The 22407-nt window shown below is 58.1% G+C and carries 19 protein-coding genes and 1 pseudogene; 3 read left to right on the top strand and 17 right to left on the bottom strand.

Annotated features, from left to right (window positions below):
• Nucleotides 1-127 precede the first annotated feature (127 nt).
• From SJQ66_RS13255 to SJQ66_RS13245, 3 genes and pseudogenes are all read left to right on the top strand, one after another.
• A complete protein-coding gene (locus SJQ66_RS13255; protein ID WP_320534417.1) occupies nucleotides 128-646 on the top strand; it encodes a hypothetical protein in 519 nt (172 codons plus the stop codon).
• 311 nt (nucleotides 647-957) lie between these two features.
• Nucleotides 958-2428, top strand: a pseudogene (gene istA, locus SJQ66_RS13250) (IS21 family transposase); the annotation flags it as partial.
• A gap of 115 nt (nucleotides 2429-2543) precedes the next feature.
• Nucleotides 2544-2963: a hypothetical protein gene (locus SJQ66_RS13245; RefSeq protein WP_320534416.1), complete on the top strand. Its 420-nt coding sequence runs from the start codon at nucleotides 2544-2546 to the stop codon at nucleotides 2961-2963.
• A gap of 82 nt (nucleotides 2964-3045) precedes the next feature.
• Here the strand turns inward: SJQ66_RS13245 and SJQ66_RS13240 are convergent, their stop codons facing one another.
• The 17 genes from SJQ66_RS13240 to SJQ66_RS13160 form a co-directional block, all read right to left on the bottom strand.
• Entirely contained in the window at nucleotides 3046-4698 is a 1653-nt protein-coding gene (locus tag SJQ66_RS13240; RefSeq protein WP_320534415.1) for a hypothetical protein, read from the bottom strand.
• 10 nt (nucleotides 4699-4708) lie between these two features.
• On the bottom strand, nucleotides 4709-6598 hold the full coding sequence (locus SJQ66_RS13235) for a hypothetical protein (protein WP_320534244.1): 1890 nt from the start codon (nucleotides 6596-6598) through the stop codon (nucleotides 4709-4711).
• 4 nt (nucleotides 6599-6602) lie between these two features.
• The gene (locus SJQ66_RS13230) at nucleotides 6603-7784 is read right to left on the bottom strand and encodes a hypothetical protein (RefSeq protein ID WP_320534243.1); all 1182 of its coding nucleotides are present in this window, start codon (nucleotides 7782-7784) and stop codon (nucleotides 6603-6605) included.
• Nucleotides 7784-8788 (bottom strand): PulJ/GspJ family protein, encoded by a 1005-nt coding sequence (locus SJQ66_RS13225; protein WP_320534242.1) that lies wholly within the window; start codon nucleotides 8786-8788, stop codon nucleotides 7784-7786. Before SJQ66_RS13225 ends, SJQ66_RS13230 begins: the two co-directional genes overlap by 1 nt.
• On the bottom strand, nucleotides 8785-9645 hold the full coding sequence (locus SJQ66_RS13220; protein ID WP_456153916.1) for a type IV pilus twitching motility protein PilT: 861 nt from the start codon (nucleotides 9643-9645) through the stop codon (nucleotides 8785-8787). Before SJQ66_RS13220 ends, SJQ66_RS13225 begins: the two co-directional genes overlap by 4 nt.
• A 220-nt stretch (nucleotides 9646-9865) precedes the next feature.
• Nucleotides 9866-10720, bottom strand: coding sequence for a hypothetical protein (locus SJQ66_RS13215; protein WP_320534240.1), 855 nt, complete (start codon nucleotides 10718-10720; stop codon nucleotides 9866-9868).
• Nucleotides 10721-10722: 2 nt separating this feature from the next.
• Nucleotides 10723-11379 (bottom strand): type II secretion system protein, encoded by a 657-nt coding sequence (locus SJQ66_RS13210; protein WP_320534239.1) that lies wholly within the window; start codon nucleotides 11377-11379, stop codon nucleotides 10723-10725.
• Between the two features lie 20 nt (nucleotides 11380-11399).
• Nucleotides 11400-12596: a type II secretion system F family protein gene (locus SJQ66_RS13205; protein ID WP_320534238.1), complete on the bottom strand. Its 1197-nt coding sequence runs from the start codon at nucleotides 12594-12596 to the stop codon at nucleotides 11400-11402.
• On the bottom strand, nucleotides 12596-14518 hold the full coding sequence (locus SJQ66_RS13200) for a GspE/PulE family protein (RefSeq protein ID WP_320534237.1): 1923 nt from the start codon (nucleotides 14516-14518) through the stop codon (nucleotides 12596-12598). Before SJQ66_RS13200 ends, SJQ66_RS13205 begins: the two co-directional genes overlap by 1 nt.
• Nucleotides 14505-14972, bottom strand: a complete 468-nt coding sequence (locus SJQ66_RS13195; RefSeq protein WP_320534236.1) for a hypothetical protein — start codon at nucleotides 14970-14972, stop codon at nucleotides 14505-14507. Before SJQ66_RS13195 ends, SJQ66_RS13200 begins: the two co-directional genes overlap by 14 nt.
• A complete protein-coding gene (locus tag SJQ66_RS13190) occupies nucleotides 14965-16176 on the bottom strand; it encodes a hypothetical protein (RefSeq protein WP_320534235.1) in 1212 nt (403 codons plus the stop codon). Before SJQ66_RS13190 ends, SJQ66_RS13195 begins: the two co-directional genes overlap by 8 nt.
• 260 nt (nucleotides 16177-16436) lie before the next feature.
• Nucleotides 16437-18005 (bottom strand): type II secretion system protein GspD, encoded by a 1569-nt coding sequence (locus tag SJQ66_RS13185; RefSeq protein ID WP_320534234.1) that lies wholly within the window; start codon nucleotides 18003-18005, stop codon nucleotides 16437-16439.
• Between the two features lie 3 nt (nucleotides 18006-18008).
• Nucleotides 18009-18638: a hypothetical protein gene (locus SJQ66_RS13180; protein ID WP_320534233.1), complete on the bottom strand. Its 630-nt coding sequence runs from the start codon at nucleotides 18636-18638 to the stop codon at nucleotides 18009-18011.
• Nucleotides 18639-18640: 2 nt separating this feature from the next.
• Nucleotides 18641-19036: a lytic transglycosylase domain-containing protein gene (locus SJQ66_RS13175; RefSeq protein WP_253466191.1), complete on the bottom strand. Its 396-nt coding sequence runs from the start codon at nucleotides 19034-19036 to the stop codon at nucleotides 18641-18643.
• A 23-nt stretch (nucleotides 19037-19059) separates the two neighbouring features.
• A complete protein-coding gene (locus SJQ66_RS13170) occupies nucleotides 19060-20301 on the bottom strand; it encodes a TrbG/VirB9 family P-type conjugative transfer protein (RefSeq protein ID WP_320534232.1) in 1242 nt (413 codons plus the stop codon).
• A complete protein-coding gene (locus SJQ66_RS13165) occupies nucleotides 20302-21123 on the bottom strand; it encodes a transglycosylase SLT domain-containing protein (protein WP_320534231.1) in 822 nt (273 codons plus the stop codon).
• The gene (locus SJQ66_RS13160; RefSeq protein ID WP_320534230.1) at nucleotides 21116-22402 is read right to left on the bottom strand and encodes a TrbI/VirB10 family protein; all 1287 of its coding nucleotides are present in this window, start codon (nucleotides 22400-22402) and stop codon (nucleotides 21116-21118) included. The genes SJQ66_RS13165 and SJQ66_RS13160 overlap by 8 nt, the downstream gene beginning before the upstream one ends.
• Between the last annotated feature and the right edge of the window lie 5 nt (nucleotides 22403-22407).

Raw genomic sequence — 22407 nt, 5'->3', positions numbered from 1 at the left:
GGCAAAAACAGTCTCGATTCGGCGAAAACTAGCCGTCCAATGCTTGGCGACTAAGCTATCATCCCCCCGAAAAGTACGCGATTGCGGGCAGCGCTCACTGCCTTGACATTCGCTCGATTCGGCTAAAGTGAATCAACTCAACCAAACTTTTAAGGCAATGATTACGGTCAGAAATTTGCTAATGCCTCTTGTTACCAGCGTAGCGATCAGCGGCTGCATAAGCATGGGGCCACAAACGGATTACTACAAGTCCATCGTAGGTCGACCTCTCTATGGGCAGGTAAACGGTTTCGGACAATCCATATCTTCAATTTGTGAAAGCGCACAGGTGCAAGGTTCGCCCTTCTGCGGCGACCAAAAAAGCTATATTTGGGTTGGGACATTAGTCGGACAACATGGGATAGGTCTTCTGCACAAAAATTCGCTCGCGGTTCCGAAATTGGCGGGCGTCGAGGTAGGCGATATCATCGAATACCACATAGTCGATATCGAGCATCCCTGGGCTGTCTTTGACAGGATTGCGGCAAAGAAGTCGGCACAAGACAGCGGCTCTGCATGCCGATGGCAAGGCTCGCACTTTTCCACTGGCGGCGTTGTGTGTGACGGGTGGCGTTGGAACAAAGACTATCCGCCAGCTGCCGATTGAATTTGGCGGCTGCCGTTATTAGTAAAGGGACGCCGGCGACGTTGCACCACTTTGCGGCGGAAGGCCATTTTGAGTCCACACGACATTTCCACCATTTCATCGATTTTGTGATGCTGTGTGTTTTCCACCGGCAGCCAAAAAGTGGGTATTCCGGTCCATCGTGACCGGTGATTCCGCTCGAACGTGACCGATTTCGGGGTGCCACCGGGATCAGCGGTCACGATGCCGGAACGGCGTTGTACAGCGCCGTGTTGGTGTTACGCATATTGCAACCGAAGCGCTACGCTGCCAGTTTTCTGCTGACGAACGGCGTGCCTGCACCAAGGATCAACATGCGTAAAATCAAAGACGTATTGCGTCTGAAGCTGAACGCCGGGCTCTCACACCAACAGATCGCCGCCGCCCTCGGCTTGTCCATCATGGCCGTCCTGGACTGGCCCGCCGTGCGTGAGCTCGACGAGAGCGCACTCGAACGCCGCCTGCTCTCAGGCGCCCAGGTGGCGCGCGACTATGTTCTCCCCGACTACGGCCGCTTGCATCAAGAACTGCGTCGCAAGGGCGTCACGTTGATGCTGCTGTGGGAGGAGCACCGCGCAGAGCACGCCGACGCGCGGACCCACGCCTACTCGCAGTTCTGCGAGAACTACCGGCGCTTTGCCAAGCAATTAAAGCGCTCGATGCGCCAAGTCCACCGCGCCGGTGAGAAGCTGTACATCGACTACGCCGGGCCGACGATCTCGCTGCTCGGCGGCGGCCAGGCCCACATCTTCGTCGCCTCGCTGGGCGCCTCCAGCTACACCTACGCCTGCGCCAGGCCGCGCGAGACAATGGCCGACTGGCTCGAATCCACCGCGCGGGCCCTGGACTTCTACGGTGGCGGGCCACAGTTGATCGTGCCCGACAACCCGCGCGCGCTCATCAGCGAGGCCAATCGTTACGAGCCCCGTGGCAACGACACCGTGCTCGACTTCGCCCGCCACTACGGCACCTCCTTCTTGCCGGCTCGCCCCTATCACCCGCAGGACAAGGCGCGTGCCGAGTCAGCGGTACAGATCGTCGAGCGCTGGATCATGGCGCCGCTGCGCCATCAGCAATTCGCCAGAGTCCACGAGATCAATGCGGCGATTGCTGGCTTACGGACTCGGCTCAACGACAAGCCGTTCCAGAAGCTGCCCGGCAGCCGCGCGAGCACCTTCTGCGCCGTCGACGCACCGGCGCTCATGACGTTGCCCTTGCAACGCTACGAACTTGCCCACTTCAAGCGCGTGAAGGTCCACTTCGATTACCACGTCGAGATCGAGCGGCACCGCTACAGCGTGCCGCAGGCACTGGTTGGTCAGGTCTTGGAAGCACTGCTCACGACAGCGGCGGTGGAGTTGCTGCACCGAGGGCAGCGTGTGGCCAGTCATGCGCGCAGCACACACGCGGGAGGCCTCACAACGGTCGCCGCGCACATGCACGCGGCCCATCGCGCGCAGTTGGAGTGGACGCCCGAGCGCTTGATCCATTGGGGGCCGGTATCGGCCCGGCCACCGCCGAAGTCGTGACGCGTCTGATGGCGCAGAACCGTCATCCAGAGCATGGTTACCGCGCGTGTCTGGGCTTGCTGCGCTGGCCAAGCGCTTCGGTAAATCGCGGCTAGAAGCGGCGTGCACGCTGGCTTTACAGCTTGGTGCCTGCCAGTACCGGCATGTGCGCGACATCTTGCACAACAAGCGCGACCAGAGCGCGCCGACGTCCCTAGACGAGTGGGTGAGTTCCGCGCACGCGCATGTGCTTGGTCACGATAACCGGAATCGGCGGTCACGTTCGCCGGAATACGCAAAAAAGCTTAATTTGCTTCTCACGCACTCTGAAAAGCAGGTCAGTTGCACGTCAACCGTCTAATAACCTATAAATGCGTCATATTCACTGTCTCAAACTCGCACTTCACTCGACAGCTCTGATCGCCGCCGTGTCACTGGTGACCGCGTGCGCCCCCCTGCGCCATAGAAGTAAGAATTTCGAGCGTATGGCAGGCTTAACCGCTTATGGTGAGATCAACGGTATCTTTTCGATGGAGAAAGCATGCAGGTTATCGGGAAATGAAGGTGCGTTCTACTGTGAAGACAAAGCAAATTGGAATTGGGTCGGGGCTATGGTGGGGCAACATGGAGTTGGTGTGTCCTACCGGATAGGACTGGCAGTTCCCGCGGCGCTCGAAGTGAAAAAGGGCGATATCGTATCGTTTTCAATGGGCACGGACGATGACGTCCGGCCAAGATTCCGCTCACTAGCGCATCGTAAAATAGATGTGAAATCCGAGAAATGCGGTTGAATCGGTTCCAACTTTGGTACTGGCGGAGTGGTATGCGATGGATGGATATGGGATCACGATTTTCCACCATTGAGCCAATGAGTCATTGAGACGGCGTTACGCCATTGTAGTAAAGGGTCGCCGCCGAAGTCCCGCCGTTCGACGGAGGCAGGCTACTCTGATTGGTCACGACGTTTCCTCCATTTTGGTATGCTGCCACTTCCGCGGGGGTCAGCAACGCACCTGACGCACACCGTTCCAAATTCGATAAAGTGTACCCGGACGCTTTACACATATCGTAGCGGCCAGCATGACTGGCGACTTGGTTGCCATTTTCGGGATCATCGGTTCTCGGCACCATCCCCGCATCGGCTCCCGCCGCCATACACCCAGAGTAGGTCCCAGTTTCGCCACAAGCGCCTTGGTATTGGGAAGTAATTCCACTCAACGAACTATCGACATCATCTGTTATAACTTTGCTGGTTGTAGCGGATCGTAGTTGCGCCTCATATGTACTATTTGTGGCAGTTGATGTTGCTGTGCCACTGCCCGTAGAGCCGAGATATCCGTTCTGCGCAGAAACCAACGATCCTCCGTTAACCAGTGCTGAGGCCCCAGTGTAAAGCGCTCCAGCCGCAGCGGCCGTAAGCGCGACCCCCTCAGCCGAAATTGTCAAACCGGCACCAGCAACCCCGGCTACCGCTCCTCCCGCTGCTGCAGCTAACCCTGCGGCGAGCGCAGCTCCCCCGACCGCGACCAACGCGATCGTCAAGAGCGCAAATGCGATCACCGACCACGAATGCTTGGTCTCCGTGTCGGTGAAGAGCAAATCTTCCGTCGCTGGCATTGTCCCGCCCTGCCAGTTAGAAAATGCTACACCGGAGCTGACGACGTGGCCGGTGTCATCACAGCTACTTCCATTGCCGTACGTGATGGCACAGATTTGCGCGATGCTCCCATAAGGCTGGGCGGTCGGCGGTAGGCCGACGTACCAAATGGGTTTAGCGTAACCCTTCGTCGTGGTCGTAATGGTTTTACGGAGAAATCCGCCGCTTGTTGACGTCTGTTGATCAAGCCTGATACTCGGAACCGCCATGAAGGCGATCGACGCCTGATAATGCTGCATCGCCTGCCCGACCGCGACTTGTGCAGCCTGGAACGAGATGTTGTAGAAGACCGGATCGGTTTTGTCGCCGTTCGAGAAATTGGCGAACGGGTCGTGGCCGGCCAAGAAAACATTCGATTTCTCGGCGCTGCTCAGAAAGTACCGGTCCCGCGCGTAAAGCAGGCCATCCCATGGCGTCCAATCCGCTTTTTGGACATGCACGGTGTTGCCCATCCTGCGCACCCGGATAACGGTCACCCGGAGTTGAGCCTGCTCGGCAAAGTAACGCGCGAAGATGATCGGCGGCCGATTCGAGTTGTACTGGACGAAATTGCCCGCCTGAAATGAGTCGAGCCCCAAGATTCCCGCATTCTGGTCATCATTCAAAATCCACTGCTCACTGGGATTGACCGTCAGGGTCGCGGATTTTGCACCTCCGGTATAGGTGGCCGTGGCGATGTCGGTCCAGTTTTCATCTGGCCACGTTATTGGCGTGTAACCGTCTACGTAGGTCGTACGCCAAACCGGCAGAAATGTCCCCGTGGCGGCGCGGGCCTCTTCGGCTGGCACCAGCATTGCCGTCGTTACAAGGCATACGCACACCAGCAACGACAAGACGTTACCCAGCCAATGTTCTAAAAGCGCCCGCATACCGCTTCTCCTAATCACACGCGTCGATGATTTCGTACTTGATATCCCAATTCGATCCCCCACCCGCCGGAATGGCCCGGAAAGACACCGTATTCGTACCGGCTCCGAGATAAGGTTTGACATCCATATTTGGGTACAGGTTTGGCGTTTGCGACACACCAGAATTGTTCAGCGCAACCCAGCTGTACTGAGGGAACCACGTACCGGCGTAGGAGCTACATGTTTGCCCATCACCGCCATCTCCCTGACATACATTCACTGTCCCGTTGAACGCGCTTTGTTCGGTGCAATACTCGCCGTAAGTTTGACTCGTATAAAGGGGAACGTTCGAAGGGCTAACGCCTGGCCAGACCCCGGCTTCGATTCCCGCTGTTACGGCGCACTTCACAATGCGACCACCGTTGCGCCCCGTGGAGTACACCGTGTTGTTGTTCACGTCAGTGCTTACCACCACGCTGGCTCCAGTGATGGACACGAGCCTTGCACTCGAAACCTGGCTCACGCTCGCTATCGAAAATGACGAGGCACCCGAATAAGTGGTCGAGTTGTAATAGTCGTCGCTTGACGATCCCGAGAATTCAATGATGTGGTCATGCGGCGAGACGTCATAGGATGAGCCATACGCACCGTTGCTCACGACTGAATAAGTGGTGGGTGCCTGTGACGCGCCTTCACTCAAGGCCGCGAGCTGTACCAAATTGGGTACCGCGGATGTTGCGAGCAGTGTAGACGATGGGTTGCTCGGATCAATCATGTAAGCGCTTAGCGCGGTGAACTCGGCGTCAGTCAACCCACGGGTGTAATCGTAGGACTCGTATGGCGAGGCATTGGAGCCTTGATAGGAATATTGCAGCGCGTAGCTACCATCGCCTTGGACGAGATATCGATCAACCTGAGTCAGCAGCGTGTACCCGTAGTAGCCAATGTTCCGATATGACTTGCTAGTACACGTCTGATAGAACCATGAGCGCAGCGTTACCCCGATCGACACCGCCGGAATCTGCGCGTAATTGCCACTACCGGCAGGTGATTCGACTTCGTTGTAGACAGGCTGCACCATGCGCAGATAGTCGACGATCGCAAAAGACGCGCTCAGACTTCCTATCAAGCCTTTGGCGCTCGGATAGGAGGTCGAACACCCCCCTATCGTATTGTCGATAAGGCATTTCAGACCGGCATCATTGTCGACGGCTGTGGTACTTGCTTGGGGCGCGTCATAGGCACCCTTGGTGTCCACGCTGGCCACTGCCGACAGTGCAGCCCCCGTAGTGCTAAAGAGCTGATAGGTCATCACGCCCGCGCTCGTGTATTGCCAGTTCTGCGGCAAACCGCTCGCAACGGCCAATGGCGTGTAGGAAACGTACACGAAACCGGGTGACGCGTTGTAAATCGTCGGCTGCGCATAGGTCGCGTGGCCGTTAGCGTCCACCATCATCGACCATACAAGCCGCACACTCGACGTCGCACCGGTTGGCAAGACCTCTTGATCGAGCGTGTAGTAAACGCGGGAAACATCAAGTGTGCTCGCGTACGCGGTCAACTTGGGTATGTAGCTCGCCAGCTGCTGCTGGATGTAAGCCATCGATGTGGAGATAATCTGCGCCGAGGTCAGGCTCAGATTCCCATACGTGCTTACGGCCATCGCCGGCGCCGAATTCGACAGCGCAACGATCGAGTTTGTCTCTCCGGATATGTCAAAACCGCTGGAGACGCTGCTATGAGTCGGCCCGTAATTGACTTTCATCGTCGAGGACGGCGACGCAACGCCCGATACCACCTGTGAAACGATCACGGCTCGGGCGTGAAGGCGGGTGCTCACCTGCGAGACTCGCGCCGCTTCGGCTGTGCCTGCGGCTAGGATCAATAGGATCGCCAGAAAGAACGAACGGTAGCGCCGCATCCCGTCACCGCGCCCGGCTCAAAACGCTAGTCAGCGGTGGCAAGCCGCCGTTGGCGTTGTTCGCGAAAGGATTGGGCGTGTTGGTCGAAGTCACGCCGCCTGTAACAGGCATAAGGCGATTGCTCATCAGCCCTGCCCCATCAGCGCGCGCCTGCGTATCAACACTCGCGATCTCGGAAATCGGGGTAGCAACTGCATATACATGTCCATCAAGCACAACGCTATCGCCGTCCACACGATCGACGTGTCGACCATGCACCGTCTCACCCGCGCGAGCCATTACCCCCTCCCCATTGATCTGCAACACCGCGTAACGGACCCCGCCTTGGGTCATGACCCCAGTGACCGGCGACGCGACCTTAACGATTTGCGCGGGCGGTAGAGCGGCTTCGGATTCCTTCCTCGGCGCTTTTTTAGGTGCCGCTGCTACCTTCGCCGGCTTCGGCACATCGGCCAGCGTCATCTCCTTGGGCGGTAGCGGGCCGCCCGATGGCACAACGCCTACGAACTTCAACTGCTGCATTTGCGATTCCGCCTGCGCTCCTTTGAGCCGCTGCGCCATGATTTCGGCGCGAAGCGTTTCATCCTGCAGGCTGCTACGCAATTCTTCGGTACTCAGTGCCTGCCCCGTCATCGGATTGACGATCGCTTCTGCATGGCTAAGGGTCGTGACCGTGCTAACCGGTGTCGGCATCGTACCCGCTGAGGCAGGTGCAGTAACCTTGAGCGCGCTCGGCGCCGTCGCCGCGCTCGCCGCAGCCGCGGCGGCGACCAGCGCCGTTGCCATTTGCTTTGGACTATCTTTGACAAGGGATTTTCTTTCATCAGCGTGCTTTTTCGCCTCCTCAGCACGCCCCCGATGCTTCGGCCCGTTGGTCTGGTTGTCCCAGACACTTGCGGTATGTCGCTCAACTACCGGTACCGATGCGGGCTTGCTTGCCACCGCAGCCGAAGCAATCGCCGGTGCTACATTGCCGCTCGCTTGTGCGCCTGTTGATAGGTCGCCGGAACCAGCATCCAACATCGCAGTCCCGTCAAGCTCCGCGGCCATTTGGACCTGCGATTTCGCGGCGGAAGCATCGGAGGTCACCGCCAGAGCATCCGTACTGAGCCAAGCCACGCTCACAGCCATCACGCTGGCCGCGCCCAATTTCAACCCTAGATTTATCTTGTGTTTGTTGTTCATCAGTAGGACCCGATAGCGGTTTGATAATAGGTAATGCCGCCTGGCAGAGAGGTGGAAATACGTGCTGTCCAGGGCGGCGCGCCGTTCATTGACGCACTGGTGTTCGAAGGACTGCGCACCGCCGAGGAACTGTTGTCGAAGTAATAGGGTTGTGAGAACGGGTCGGTCAGATCCAGCACCGACAGCCCCAAGGCTTGCTCGAAGGTACTGTCCGCAACCATGGAGCTGCCAGACGTGATCGGCATCGTCCCGGCGCTGTCCCAACTGGTGTCGCCCGAGTTAGTCCCAAAATAGTCCACACTCGTGCTGCCCCCGCTCGCCTGAAAGCGGCCCTGGAAATAGCTTTGCGTCGCTTGAACAATCTTTTGCATCTGCGACTGGACCGATTGGAATTGCCTTAGTGCTATGCCACGGCCATCTATCACGACGCCGAGATTGTCGCCACCCAACGTCAAGGTACCGGCCGAATCCCAGCTTGTATTCAATGCACCGGACGCACCCATCGAGACGATCGCAATTGAGTGGTAATAGAGCGTCGTGCCACCCACGGCAAAGCTCATCTGCGGGGTGAAGTAGACGCAAAATGGACGCTGAAAGCCATCGAGGCGGGCTTGGCCGGGAGAACTCTCCAAATACGCACTCACTGCCGCAAAAGGTGCTGCCGCGCCTGCATTGCAGGACGTGCCGTTGACGGTCCCGACTGTTCCATTCGGGAACACCAGGCCGCTCGCGTCGGTCGCCGTTGTGTTCGATTCGATTGACAACATGTTTTCAGCATACGCACGCCCAATATCGTCCTGTAATTGCTGCAGACGGTGGGCCGTCACGGCCTTGCCGTACCAACGCATCACACCGTCAAGCATGCCGAACACCGCCGTCATCATGATTGCAGTTATCGCGAGCGCGATAAGGGTCTCCAGCAGCGTGAAACCTTTTTGGCGGCGGTCCGCCCGAAGTGGTCGGCGGCGTTGCGTACGCCGGGACTGAATGAATGCTCTTCTCATTTTCCGAACCGACTCGGATCATTGGACCGATACAGCGCCTCTTCACGGCTCAATCGGCCGGTGCGCACCAATTGGAGAAGGGTCGTATTAAGCTTCACATGTCCATAACTTGAACCTGTATCCATCTCTTGATGGATAACGTTCACATCTCCTTTGCGAATCGCCATACAAACAGGCGCCGTCGGTACCAGGATTTCGTAGGCAATGACTTTTTTGCCCGACACGTCAGTCAGCAACTCCTGAGAGAGCACGCCGGCAAAGTTCGAGGAAAGCTCGGCCAGTGCGTTGACACGATCGACTCCATCGAAAAACCCGGCGATGCGCTCGATCGTTGCGGCTCCACCATTGGTGTGGAGCGTTGTAAAGACCATGTGCCCGGTGGCGGCCGCCTGTAAAGCGGTGTGCATCGTTTGCGCGTCACGGATTTCGCCAACCATGATCGCGTTCGGATTCTCGCGAAGTGCGGCACGCAACCCGCAAGAGAACGTCGGTACGTCGTCAGAGACGCTTGGTCCCACGCTGCGCTGCGTAATCAGAGACTTTTTATTGGCATGCTCGACTTCGACCGGGTGCTCCAGCGTGATGATGTGAAGTGCCCTGCTTTCGTTGAGATGATCGACGATCGAACCAAGGGTCGTGGTTTTTCCAGAATTGGTCGGACCAGTGACAAAGAAAATCCCACGGGGACGGTCCGTCAGCTTGAGCAGTATCTCTGGCAGCCCCAGCGATGCGAATGGCAAGACGCCGGCCAAGCGTCTAAGAACCAGCTTGAGCTTGCCCTGCGAAAGAAAGACATTGGCACGACACCGAACGCCCGCGATAACCACGGCAAAATCATCCGATCCATCGTTGGCCAAAAGATATTCATGCACATCTCGGCCTGGCGCGCGTAAATGCGCAAACCATGACCGAAGTGCCTCGCTTGGCACCTGTACATCGATAGGGACCAATCCTTCACTGCCGCGCGACCACACGACGCGATCCTCCGCGAGGTGAATATCAGACACCGCGGCATCCGCAATCAGAGCGGCCAGAATATCGTTGAGGGCAGAAGCCATTGCGTTCCTAAAGTTGATATCAATTTGGTTGCACAACCGCCATTTCGACGCTACTCCCCCATGGCGTAGTACTGCGCAAGGCCATTGAGAACGGCGATGCGGTCATAGAAGAGTCGACCTGGTTACTCACTTGGAGCGGAAGTCCCCAGGCATTGGCGGCATTGGACGTATCGAGGCCGAGGTCGATCAATATCGCCGTGCTGGTCAGATTGGTGAATGTGTCGACGCACGGCAGGCTTCCTGAATATGTCGTCGCACAACTCGCATCGCGAAAGTAATTGGTCTCGGAAGCCACATCGGCGTCCGCGATCGCCCGAGCCGCAAAAAAAGACCGCAACTGGCCCTGAACGGTCGCCATCGTAGTTGTCGTCTGCTGCATCAGTTGTGCCTCAATCGACTTGCCCGACACCTTTATCCATTGCGCTTTTGCATCCGGATTGAACGTCCCGGCGACAGCGTCCAAGGTCGTACCGTCAGCGCTCGACGCCGGCGGCAGCCACACGTAAATGTCGTGGTAGCCGATGCACGATGGGCTATTTGGCTCGTCGCACGGCAGCCCGAGCCGCTGAGTTGAGGCAACCTGAACGCCATACGCCGACGCGCCCATGACGCTTTTTATGTTCGAGACCTGGACCGCATCGGATATGGCATCGATACTCCCGGCTTGAGCGACGTACCAATTAGCGATTCTCATTTCTGTCGCATTCAGGTAGTCGAGCCTGGCGCGCGTGCTATTCCACGTGCTCTTGTGGACCAAGGCCGCAGCCGTCGCCATGCAAACCGCCAGAAGGAGGAGCATCAGGAGCAAGGAAGCCAACCCAATAAAACCTTTTTGGTGGCGCGCGGCCTTTGTCCGCTGCGAGGCGGTCGCCATGATCAGCTTCCCGAATCCTCGACCAGGACATCGAACGTACTGGACGCAGTAGATCCGGTGCTGATGGTGCCACGGCAGCGACCCGTGTCGAACGACGCGTTGGCGGTGGTCGAACCGTTGCACTTCTGTAAGGCCGTATTAACGATGCCGGCAGGCAGATTCGTCGCGTGCAAGAAATAGTAGTAGCCGTTACTGCCGCCAGTCTCACGGCTGAAACTGATTTCCGCGGAAGGAGCCACGTTCGACATGATGAAGGCGCTGGTAGTCGAGTCGTAATTGACCGGCTTCATATACGGACCATCCCATTGCGACTCGCCGTCTTGGCCACAATACATATTCGACGCGGTCGCGGTGGTCTTGGACCAAAGGGCCTTAGGGGAGATCGGGTAGCATCCGACGTCCATCTTCATCTTTTGCAAACCCGAAGATGCGGTTTCCATCGACTGCCACAACGCGGTGGCCTTGGACGAGTCGGTATTGAAGTTGTACATCAACGTGCCGCCGATGATCGCCATGATCGCTAGGCCCGCCAAAATCTCGATCAGCGAAAAGCCTCCTTGAGCGCGCTTCGACGATGAGCGCGCGGCTCGGACGCGCCGTTGGAGCGGCCGATTGAGGCGCGCTTGACCACGAAGAGACTTAGTTTTTAAGGTATCCATTTTCCGTTTTCGCTGACTTTTTAAAGGCTTGCCAAGACTGGGGCCGTCATCGGGTACACCGTGATGAAGAAAAATACGAGGACGATCAAGGCCATAAAGACCAAAGCGACCTTGTCGACAACATGCGCCAAGTTGTCCATCGCGAATGTCAGGTCTTGTTTGAGAGCAACGGTAAACCGCAAAAGCCCGTCCGCCAGATCGCCCGAAAGCTTGGCGCCACGAAAACCAGCTACCACCCAAGTAGGAAAACCGGCATTCGATATCGCACTTACTTCATCCGCCCCCGCCGACAACCGTTTTGCTGCAATGGCGATGGCGCGTCGCGTCTCAGCACGCGCGGCACTGCGCCCCAGAGTACGTAAGGCATCACCTTGCGGTATGCGCCCGCGGTACATCAGCGCGAACGCGTGCCAAAGCGTGATGTGATCGCGCTTTTCCGAGACGTTGCGCACGATGGGGATGCGTTCGAGCTGACTCTTGAACCAGGAAGAACCGAGCAGCACCTTCAGCCCGATCGGCAGGAGCAAAAAACCAAGGCCAAACGCGATTGGCGAGCCACGTAGCACGTCGATGAACTGATAGAAGGAGGTGACGGAACCGGGCATCGTGATCGCGCCGCCGAGTTGCCCGAAGAACTTTTCGATCTTCGGTGCGAGCAAGAAGATGTAACCGGGCAGCATCACGTACGCGAAGCCAAGCATGAATTTGGGGGTGCGGAGCATGACGGTAAAGCGTCGGCGCAAATCCTCCCGGGATTCCACCTCCTCGCTCAAGCTGAGAAAGGCTTGCCCGCGCTCCGCGCCATCGGAGAGTGCTTTTACGACCATTGCTTCGCGCTGATCGAAGCCTGCCTGGGTCATGGCGGTGGCGACCTCTTGCCCATCGTCCAAACCAGCATGAAACATGGCGACCATGCTTTTCAGTCGGCCGTCGAGCAAGAACGTCTGCGCCTGCTCAAGCGCCGCTTGAATACGACCCTCACCGTTTTGCAAGCGCTGGCCAACAATGCGATAAAACGTGCTCAATTGCCGCTGATCTGGCTTGGCGCCAAGCAGCTCCGAGACCGACTCCAGTACATTGAGTTTGATCCGGATATGAGACATCCCGGTCTTCTTGATACGGTGATGCGCGAAGTTCGCCGAACGCGCCGAAATGAGACCGGTGATCGTGTCCTTATGCCGAGTGCGCGCGACGAAGGAATACATGAGATTGCGCATTATTCCTCCCGCTCCTCCAGTCGCTCGACTTCCTCATAGGAGGTAATCCCGCGCGCCATCAGACGCACGGCGCGCGAGCGCAGTGTGCGATCGGCGGGGATGAACTCCTGTGCGATCAAGTACGGCGCCGTGCCCTGGGCAATCAGACGTCGTACACGCGGCGTCATATGCAGCATTTCGTAGACCATGGCTCGCGAGCGGTAGCCCGTGAATTTGCACGCCGCGCACCCCTCGGCGCTTGCGCGATAAAGCGATGCGGGTTGAGCGCCAAGCACGGCGCCCAGATAGCTGCCAGCGCGTTCGACTTCGGTAAGTACTTCCGCTCGATCGTCGGGCACGCGGCAGGTCACACATAACGTTCGAACGAGTCGTTGTGCAACGATCACGAGCAGCACGCCGCCGACATCGCTCATATCCAAGCCCAAGTCGCGCAAGCGAGACAAGGCGCTCGCCGCATCGTTGTTGTGGAGGGAAGAGAATGCCAAGTGCCCGGTGTTAGACGCGCGCAGCAATTGCATGCCAATTGGACCATCGCGCACCTCGGCCACATAAATGACGTTTGGGGCATTACGAAGCAAACCCTTGAGCAGGTCCGCCGTACCCTCCGCCTCGGACTTGGCCATCGGCACTTGATACTGCATCCACAGGCCTTTCGTGTACTCGATTGGTCGCTCGATCGACTGAATCCAGTTCTCGACCGGATCGATCTCAGACAGCATGGCGTATGTGGTCGTGGTCTTGCCCGAACCCGTTGGTCCGGTGGTCAGGATCAGGCCGTAGGCGCTACGCATCGCCTTTCGTAGCAATCGCAAGTCTTCGTCATCGAAACCCAGCCGATCGATATCGGTTGCCTCGGCGTTCTGATCCAAAATCCGGATGACGATCGACGTATATTCATCGGACTGCATCTCCGAGCGCCGGATCATCTGAACCCGAAACGCGTATCGGTGGTATATCTCAGCGTATTCGCGCTGCTGTTCCGGTGAAAATGCGATCTGCGCCTCGATAGGGCCTTTTTTGAGTGCATCCGTGTTGCCATTGCTCACCACCAGCCGATTGACGAGGCGCCGGTAGATATCACGTTCGAGATAGCGGAATAGTTCGCCCACGCCATTGATCTTCAGTCGGACGATGCCGCCGGTATCCTTGACCATCGCCTGCAAAGCGATATCGCTCGCGCCGGAATAGCAAGCGTGCCGAATCAGGGCCATTTCCAAATTTCCCAGGCGCACCGCGGCCTTATCATCATCTTCGCGCATCGTTCGTACCGCCTCGTAGGCTTTGTCGAAAGCTTCGTCCGAACGTGCGAAATAGCGTTGGTAAAGGGTTTGAACGGTGCGCGGCGAAGCAATCCGCCATTCGATGTTGAAGGCGTTGAATTCCGATCTTGCCCGATTCGAGTCGCGCACTTCGGTGAGCGCCACGACCAGATTATTCGGTGCCTGGAACTGCACAGGCACGAAGCCCGCGAGTTTGAAGGACGGCACTTTCGCGCTGACCGTATTCGCATCAATACAGTTAGCGTCATCCGGTGAGAAATACGCGAACCCCGACATCTCCGCATTCACCTGTGCAATGCGCTCGGGCGAGAGAAATCCGTAGTCGTTCGAACGCATAATGGTGGTCAACGCCTCGCCCGTGAGGCGCGCGCGCAGGATGGAGGCGCGGATGTGCGCCTCTTTGACCCCGTGCTTGCGTAACAATCGTTCCAGCTTTTGCGCGTCGGCGTCCTCGACGGACCCCGTCGACAATTCAGCCTTTTCCGTGAGCGGTGCCGTGACCCCTAATAGATTGACGCTCACGCCGATGCGCGCGCTGTCCTGCGCCAAGACGCGAGCGGTTTCAGCGGCACTGGCCGACTCAGCCAATAAGCCCTGACGGGTGAGCGGCCCGCCCGTAAAAAAGTCACTATCTAGCGGCATCTACACACCCCTTGCAGGTTCCATAAACGTCAATCAACAAGTCGTAGTCGTACTCATGCATGTGCAATTCTTCGAGCGCGATGCCCCCGTGCCCGATGCCGGCGGCAAATGCGACAAAGCGCGGCAAGCTCGTATATCGGCCTTGAACCCTTAAGGTCGAAACCCATAAGCCGCTTTCGGTCCGCTTAGCCGTCACCTGAATTGGAAACTCGTGCATTGCGCCATTCGCGCCCAGCAAGTCCCACTTCGCAATGGATACATAGGCGGCATCCGCGCTACGCGTGACGGCGCTAATCGTTTGCGCCACACCATCCTGGACACTCATGGCGGCCGTACCGTCTCCCTTCACACTTCTTAACGCTTGGCGCAGGTGTTCGAGCTGCACCGACAGATGTGTGTGAGCCACATCGGCATTCGCAATGTCGGTCTGTGCAGCAACGCGGTCCTCACTCACCCGGACTCCGTAGTGAATGGCCAGGGCCGAACAAACCAGCAAAGTCAAAACTATGAGGCGCACATTCATACGTTGCCTGGATCACATTTACATTCGAGTTCGTGGATAGCGGTGCGCGCTGACAACCAGGCGGCGCATCGCGGAAGTTCAACGCCGCCTTCGATTGGGACGGCGCGGTAACGACCAATTGAAGCGGGACGGCCCGGTTAAGCGTGACATCGACCTTCGCGCCGCTGACATACACGGCTTGGGCTTTTTGCAGGGTCGGGGTTGGATCTATGTTGGCAAGTTCGACAAATCGAGCAAAATTCGCCGTGACCGTGGATTTCAGTTCATGGTCAATCTGCTCAACTTGCTCTCGCTTTAATGCGAGCGTTGACTGCTCGCTATGCAACGCGGCGATTTGATATACGTCGTTCGCTATCGCGCCAGCTAACGCACACGCCGAGACCAATAGCGCACCAGACCAAAGTTGACGCACCGGGACGTTACCGATGTACGGCTCAGTCGGGTAGGCTCTGATGGAGGGCAGCACTTGCCGCAGGTCCGCGGACGTGAAAAGAACCAGTTGCTGAGACGTCCAATCCTCAAAAAGGGAGATGCCCTTTTCCTCGGCGAAGCTGCGTAGCGCCAATTCCATCTCTTGCTTGCCACCGGCGCGCGGCACAAAAGCCATGTTCCCGATCTGCGCGTTATCCTTGACTTCGTACAGCACGAGAAGGGGTGCGCTTGACTGCTGGAACATAAAACCGGCGATAGCCGGGAGGCGCTTCGGTGCGCGCTCCTTGAGAAGCGCACTGAGCGCATAGGTTCCCGGAAAAAGGCGCTGCGGCGCATAGGTCTTGATCCACTCGCCCTCGGCGCCAAAGGCCAGGGTGTCGCCCTTGCTGCGAGCAACGATCTCAACCTTGAGGCCTTCCTCGCGCTCAAAGCGGGCCGTGATCTGCCCCTTCATCTCGTTGCGCTTGATGGGTGCCGTGAGGTCGTGAATCGAGAACGACAGCACCGGCTCAGCGCGCGGTGCCGGGTCATGCTCGCCCTCATAATCCTCCGGTGGCACGCTAGAGGCCACTTCCGTAACGGTGTCGGCCACAAGGTCGAGCGACCACCAAGCCTTCTGTTCGCCCTGGTCTGTGACGACCAACACATCGGTTTCGGTGAGCTTTGCCGCGACCTGCCCAGACGCTCCGGCAGCCGACGACATACCTTTAAGTCGGGCCGCAAGCTGCGAGCGGGCGCGCTTCACACCTAAACCCGCACCCTGCTTGGATGAGGCTTTTTCTTGGAGGGTACGACGGCCCAATATGGCGCGCCGGAAAAGCGATCTGCGGGGCGCTTTTTGTGAAGCCACCGGGCGCGGGGCCTCGCTCTCGTTTCCAAGGCCCGGCTCAACGCGCACGGGTTCAACGTCCGTGATGTCGTAAAGGGTGGCTCGGCGCCGATTCCTAAAGTCGAAGAGACTCATCAGAGCGCCTCGCCTACCAATGGCTCGTACGCCGGAGCTGGCAGGATCTGCGCTTGCAACATCATGACGTTCTCGCGCGTCGTATGGGAGTTATTTACGCCGCCCAACACCTTGCCAAGCACGGGAATGTCGGTAATTCCGGGAATGCCGTTATTTGCATCATTTGCCGTCGAATAACGGTCACCCCCCATGATGACTGTTTGACCGTTAGGCACCTGCACGGTCATGTCCGACTGCTTATTCGTCTGCACAGGTGCGGTCACATTGCCGCTGTCGAAGGTCTGGAACGTCCCGACCGTGTTTGTCACGGGGATCAGACGGATTTGAACAAGGTTGTTACTAAGAATATCGACGGTGGCGGAGATATTGACGCCATCGAGCGCATACACGATGGTCTCGCTGCTCGACGAAAAGCTGCTCGTGCTACCGGATACGGTGGTGGTTTTCTGCGGCAGATACGGGATCTTGCGACCATCGAACAAGGTCGCTGGTGTGTGGTTCACCGCCACGATCGACGGCTGCGTGACCACGCGAACATCCGTGACCTGCTCCAACGCAGAGAGCACACCCGAGATCGAATTCGTCGTGAGTGTGCCTGTAAGCGCTGCCGTGCCGGTGACCGCACTGGTCGTGTCCAAGGCGATGCTGGAGCCGTTCGCGCGCAGAATCTTGTCCCACTTGATTCCGTACTGCATCTCCTGGCCAAGCGTCACATCCACGATGCTGGCCTGCAACTGGACTTGGCGCATTTCGTCCCGCGCGAAGATTTTAAGAAAATCGTGGATTCGCTTTAAGGCAATTGCATTGCCACGGGCGAAGATGAAACCCGTCGCCTTGTTGATCGCGACTTGCACGTTTTCCCCGCCCACACGCTCCAAATAGGTGGTCATCGTGTCGCCGGGTGTCGACGTTTCCGAGGTAATCACAAACGACGCGGTGAGGCTCGCGCCTTGCGAGCCGCCGGACGAGCCAGTGCTACTCGATGACTGTCCCGCCGACGAGCCCCCACCCGAACCGGAGCTGGACGAGCCGGACCCGGAATTAGACGGATCGCCACCGACGGTGCCAGCGGAGGACAATCGCTGCAGCAGAACTGTCGGCACTCGAAAAGTGTAAGTGCCAACCTTGGCGAAGGTCACCGTGCGACTATCGTCATTGATAACGGCCACGTACCCGGCCACCATACCTATCTGCCTGAGCGCTTCATCAAACGTCAGACCCGAGAAATCGACATTGACTGACGCTTGCGTGTCGACTTCCTTCATCGCCGAGACGGCATATCCGCGCGACTTCGCGATCGTGCTGGCGAGATCGAAAAAACGCGCATTGCTCACGCGCAAGGAGAACGTCTTGCTCGGGTCAGGGATTTGAGTTTCGTGAGCCAGAATGATGTGTTTTTGTCCGGTTACATCGTGCACCACGCCGCGGGCCGGACGGAATTGCTTGGCCCGCTCGATCGCAGGCTTGAGGGCTGCGTCGGTTTTGTCCTGGTTATAGGCGAGACTCGAGCAAGCCGACATGCCAACTGCCGCGAGCGCAACGGCTATTCGTTTCAAATAAAAGGGCATGGCTTATTCGGTCTGGTTGTTATCGTTACGCACGACAATTCGGCGGATCAATGCGGACGAGTCGACGTCGGCCGCAAAGCCATATCCAGCCAGAAGTGTTTGAAGCAAATCGCCCACGCTTGACGGGTGGAGGTTGTAGTCTTCATCGGAAACAAGATCGCGCAAACGACCGGGCGTGCCCGCCGTCGCGCTCCAATCCAGGTGCCAACCCTGCGGCTTGAGCCAGGCATCAAGCTTTGCCTGGATGTGATCGCCCTGATGAAGCACGAATGTAGGAATACCGCCGCTTGCCGACTGATCCGTCACCGATACCGACGAAGTTACGGCTCCATATGGCGAAACGTACGGTTTCGCAGCGGGCTGATCCTCCGGTCGAGGCGGCGCATTGGGCAAAATGACAGGCGGGCCGATCTTGCGATCCGCCGCAATCTGGGAATCAAGTGCGGACGGCTGCGCGGCGGATATTGGTGGCTGCGCCATTGCCGGTGCATCCAAGGATTGCCAACCTTTTCCCGCCGGCGGTGCAACGCTGCCCTGGTTCAGTTCCTGCGCGCTGGCATGCACGCTGAGCGCAAGCGCGACAGACAGGCTTGTAATCTGCAAAAGCTGAGCGATGTATTTATTGATTTGCATAGTTATTGGCCCGCACCCGTCAAACGGCGATAAATAGCCTTTGCGTAGATCATTTGTTTTTGGGGCGATCGCGCGTTGTACGCACCGACGGCACGCCACGATGGTCCAAATTCCCGGATATTCGCAGCGAGAATCCACGTTCCGACATACGCGTTCACGCAAGCGTTGAAAAGCTGTGCGCGACCGATGCCATAACGCGCAAGCGTCGGCAGCCAAGACGAATTGATCTGCATAAGCCCGATGTCCTCGCTCCCATCAGCGTTCACGTTCACCGCCCTCGCGTGCATCCCCGATTCGTGCTGCGCGATGGCCCGCACCAGAGCGGGACTGACGTGCTGAAACGCCGCTGCGTCATCGAGGCAGTCACCCCAAGCCGCATTGGCAGATATGAAACACATCGCAAATCCGATGAGCCGTCCTCTCACTTTGTGGCCTCCGGTTTGCGGTCGAAATAGCGCACGTCATGCCGACGCTTTACCGTCACCGACTGACCATCGCCGGTAGCGATGTAATCGGAGGCAATGCCATCGAATTTGTAGTACTGCCCCTTCTGCTCGCCGGTACCGGCGTGCGTAATATCTGTCACGCTTGCTTGAACGACGGTCGGGCCAAATTTGAAATAAGTCGCATTATCCTGGTCGAAAACCGCTTCCAGATGGGCCGCGTTATTGGGGGCGAAGTCATAGACCATGCCGTCCACGCGCGCCACTTCGACACTGTCGTGCTCATTGGATACGAAGAAGTCGGCGCTGCGATCAATCGTTAGCACCTTGGTGAGCTCATCCCATTTCGGATGGAGCGATCGGCCATCTTGGTCGAGCACTTTCGGCATCGGCTCCGGCTTGGCAGCGAACCGGATCTGCGTGTGGGTATCGTCACCATCGCGGATCGCTTGAGCACCAAAAACCGATGCAAGCAGCGAGTAATGGTTAGGGACCGCGAGCCCCGCCTCACCAGCGGTATTTACTTTTGCGGCAGCAGGTGGCACCGCGGTAGAACCTGCATAATTCACTGCATTGGACTTCGGAGGCAGCGCTGAAATCCTCACGTGCATCGCGTCGAAGTCGACACTCGCAAAGAGGTCCACGGCACCAAGAAGCCGATCGAGCGCATGAACCCAGTTCTCGCCCGCAGCAGAAGTAAACGTTCGCATTGCGCTCAGATCGACGCCACGCTCAGCGGAACCGCTCCATCCCTGTGGTACAAGGGTCTTCACGATAGCTGCCACCGGCAGCGTGAGCGTCAATGCACGCACGGTTTCGAGCTGCCCATGCGTGCCTATCAACGTCAGGTGATCAGAGAAACCCGTAAAGCCTGCGGGTTGGTCATCCTTCGCCACACCGGACGGGCCTCTTTGGCCGGCGAATTGATTCAAGCGATTCCAGTGTGCAGACGCCGGTTTCCCATTCACATCGAAGGAAAGGTCCATCGGCGTGCCGGCCAGGACCAAGTACGGACCTTGGACCTCGGCACCGGACGCCTTGATCGTTTGTCCCGCACGCGGTTGTAGATAGGTGCTGCGGCCATCGTTGAACACGAGAGCCGGGCGCGACGCCATATCGCCTGCGAGCGTATAGTCGAAGTCAAGCGGATCGGTGTCAGCGGCATACGCTGCCCGCAGGAGTGGCACGACAAGCAAGGCCAGGAGGCGTGTGGTACGCATTTATCGTCCGTTCTCGATCTGGGCGAGGTGTGTCACAAAACTAGCGAGATATGCTTGGCCAGGACCGGGGTTGGCGGAGTGGTAGTAGGCAATTGCTTTTGCAATGGAGTGCGTACGCGCGAAGTTTTCGTTGAGAATGTCTTCGGCAACGCGGACATTTGTCTGCGGATCAAGTGCATCCCACGCCGACGTAAATCGTTGTCCCTGATAGCACCAATTGATTTGCATAATGCCAACGTCGAAATCGCACCGACCGACGCGGCGCAGAGCCTCGATCGCTGTGAATGCTTCCTCGCGGCTTCGAAAAAAAGCACTACGCCCTGCCACGTTTAAGGTCCAAGGCCAGGGACGCCCATGCCAAGCGCTCTCGTTGAGCGCGATGCCGGCCAATACCTTGGGATCAACGCGCGAGTGCAGTGCATCGAATATGGTGGCCGTTGTGGCACACGCCCAGCCACCGCGCCCCTCAGTCATGGCGCTTTGGGCAGCATCCGACAGCACGGGCGGGCGCAGCCAGCCGGCCTGCGCAAATAATTCCGAAATCTCGACTGGCTTACCATCGACGTTCACCGTGGCGCTGACCCCCTTGGATGCGAGGACGACCTGCCCGACAAGCTGCTGTGCCCAGTTGTTGAACGGGCGAGCCCCGCAATAAAAAACCGGTGTGCCTGGCAAAGCCAGCACAGCTCGGCTGCTCTCGCCCTCAATCACGATGGCCGTCGGGCTGATTACGGCGGCAATACGCGCCTGCGCCCGGCTTGGCGTGGCCGCGGCCCAAAGGGTCGCGCCGAGGATAAGCCATACCCATCTCACGCTATTCATAGTGATAGGGCTCCAGCACGAGGTCGTGCGTCACCTTCAGCATGAAATGCTGACCTGGCTTCACCGTAAGCGTGGGCTGCATGTTCTGGTAGCGCTGCAGGACGGATTGAGCCGTCTGGCCCGCTACCTGGCCTGCCGTGCTGCCAACTTGCTGCACACCATATGCGCCGGTGGTGGTGGATGTCGTAGACGATCCGTCAAACTTGTTGACCAGTACGGCCGTTAGGAAAGAGACACCAAATATCCGGAGGAAATGATTATTCACATGCGCCGAAAAGCCGTTGTACCCGTTAGGGTCCGCGCCCGGTGCACCGTCTAGCGGTACTTCCTTGCCATTTGGCAGGCGCATCTCGGTCGCGGCGACTAATAAGCTTTCTTGGCCAGGTGCGATATCGCTGCTGTATGGAGCGGTGATCGTCGTGCCGCGCGGAATCATCAGGCAATCGCCGTGCACGCTGTCGTACACGTCTTCATTGACCATCAGCGCGATCGTCCCCGGGCGGTCGGAATTGCCACCCTCCATGGTCAGGACGTCAATGTGATGAGGTGGCGCCAATGTGCAACCACGTTCTTGCCCGACGAAGGTCGAGGTTTTGAATCCCGCGCCCGATTTCGATAGCGTCGCGGTGTCGGCCAAGAATTTTGAGTCATCGGATTTGCCGCTCGGATGGTTCGCACTCGTGCTTTGACCGGATTGCGCGAGCTTTGCTGCCATCGCTGCAGCCTGCGTTGAAGCGTTTTCGACAGCGTCCTGCCCTGCTTGCTTTTGCGCGAGCGCCATCGCGCCTGGTGTCAAAGTCGCTGCGACGCCAGCAGCCGCAGCGGCGCCGCCGCCGCCCTCACCCTCTCGACCTTTTTTAAAGATCGGCGCGCTGTAGATGTCATCCTCTTTTCCGCCAGACGACGCTTGTCCGCGGTTTGCCGCTTCCTCGCGCACAAAGCCGTCTGCCGTCAGCTTAGGTTCGTCATTGATTGCAGTGACTGGCGTTCTCGCCTGCGCCTGCTGCTTGCGCTCCTGCGTTAAGGCATCGCCTTGCTGTTGACGGATGATAGAGTCGACATCGGTCTCCGTGGGACTCGCTGCTGTCGTCTCGGCAAGCTTGGCGTCACGCGCAGCCTCTTTTTTACGCGCAGCCTCGCTCGCGTCCTTTGTTTGCGAATAAAAGCCGAGGGCGGCAACGACGATGGCAACCATGACGCCGATAATGATGAGCACCTTGCGTGGCGGCTTGCCCTTTTTCAGGGCCTCATCGTCCAAATTAAATGGGTTCTCTGCCATGATGT

This window comes from Robbsia andropogonis, from assembly GCF_034047095.1.
GTDB classification, from domain to species: Bacteria; Pseudomonadota; Gammaproteobacteria; order Burkholderiales; family Burkholderiaceae; genus Robbsia; species Robbsia andropogonis.
This window is presented reverse-complemented; position numbering and strand designations above follow the sequence as displayed.

Excerpts from the sequence above, each read along its gene's own strand:
- SJQ66_RS13160 (WP_320534230.1), bottom strand. The coding sequence starts at position 22,402 with ATGGCAGAGAACCCATTTAATTTGGACGATGAGGCCCTGAAAAAGGGC.
- SJQ66_RS13210 (WP_320534239.1), bottom strand. The coding sequence starts at position 11,379 with ATGGATACCTTAAAAACTAAGTCTCTTCGTGGTCAAGCGCGCCTCAAT.
- SJQ66_RS13215 (WP_320534240.1), bottom strand. The coding sequence starts at position 10,720 with ATGGCGACCGCCTCGCAGCGGACAAAGGCCGCGCGCCACCAAAAAGGT.
- SJQ66_RS13235 (WP_320534244.1), bottom strand. The coding sequence starts at position 6,598 with ATGCGGCGCTACCGTTCGTTCTTTCTGGCGATCCTATTGATCCTAGCC.
- SJQ66_RS13240 (WP_320534415.1), bottom strand. The coding sequence starts at position 4,698 with ATGCGGGCGCTTTTAGAACATTGGCTGGGTAACGTCTTGTCGTTGCTG.
- SJQ66_RS13190 (WP_320534235.1), bottom strand. The coding sequence starts at position 16,176 with ATGTCGTCGGCTGCCGGAGCGTCTGGGCAGGTCGCGGCAAAGCTCACC.
- SJQ66_RS13165 (WP_320534231.1), bottom strand. The coding sequence starts at position 21,123 with ATGAATAGCGTGAGATGGGTATGGCTTATCCTCGGCGCGACCCTTTGG.
- SJQ66_RS13230 (WP_320534243.1), bottom strand. The coding sequence starts at position 7,784 with ATGAACAACAAACACAAGATAAATCTAGGGTTGAAATTGGGCGCGGCC.
- SJQ66_RS13180 (WP_320534233.1), bottom strand. The coding sequence starts at position 18,638 with ATGCAAATCAATAAATACATCGCTCAGCTTTTGCAGATTACAAGCCTG.
- SJQ66_RS13185 (WP_320534234.1), bottom strand. The coding sequence starts at position 18,005 with ATGCCCTTTTATTTGAAACGAATAGCCGTTGCGCTCGCGGCAGTTGGC.
- SJQ66_RS13205 (WP_320534238.1), bottom strand. The coding sequence starts at position 12,596 with ATGCGCAATCTCATGTATTCCTTCGTCGCGCGCACTCGGCATAAGGAC.
- SJQ66_RS13175 (WP_253466191.1), bottom strand. The coding sequence starts at position 19,036 with ATGTGTTTCATATCTGCCAATGCGGCTTGGGGTGACTGCCTCGATGAC.
- SJQ66_RS13245 (WP_320534416.1), top strand. The coding sequence starts at position 2,544 with ATGCGTCATATTCACTGTCTCAAACTCGCACTTCACTCGACAGCTCTG.
- SJQ66_RS13200 (WP_320534237.1), bottom strand. The coding sequence starts at position 14,518 with ATGCCGCTAGATAGTGACTTTTTTACGGGCGGGCCGCTCACCCGTCAG.
- SJQ66_RS13170 (WP_320534232.1), bottom strand. The coding sequence starts at position 20,301 with ATGCGTACCACACGCCTCCTGGCCTTGCTTGTCGTGCCACTCCTGCGG.
- SJQ66_RS13225 (WP_320534242.1), bottom strand. The coding sequence starts at position 8,788 with ATGAGAAGAGCATTCATTCAGTCCCGGCGTACGCAACGCCGCCGACCA.